This window comes from Massilia sp. Root335 (assembly GCF_001425685.1).
Lineage (GTDB): Bacteria > Pseudomonadota > Gammaproteobacteria > Burkholderiales > Burkholderiaceae_D > Telluria > Telluria luteola.
The window spans coordinates 1-202 of the sequence record NZ_LMCY01000029.1; the positions used below are offsets into that span (position 1 = coordinate 1).

The 202-nt window shown below is 64.9% G+C and carries 1 pseudogene; it reads left to right on the forward strand.

Annotation, left to right across the window (positions count from 1 at the left end):
- Positions 1-202 (forward strand): annotated as a pseudogene (locus ASC93_RS32195) (type VI secretion system tip protein VgrG); the annotation flags it as partial.

Below are 202 nucleotides of genomic sequence, written 5' to 3' on the forward strand. Positions count from 1 at the left end.
TCAGTGGCGCCCGGGACGCCACTACAACAGCCAGCCCTGCACCTATCCCGGCATCCAGACGGCGATTGTGGTCGGGCCTGACGGGGCCGAGATCCATACCGATGGCTACGGACGCGTCAAGATCCAGTTCCACTGGAATAGGCTGGGCAATTACGACGAGAACAGCTCTCCGTGGCTGCGCGTCATGTCGCCGGGCGCGGGC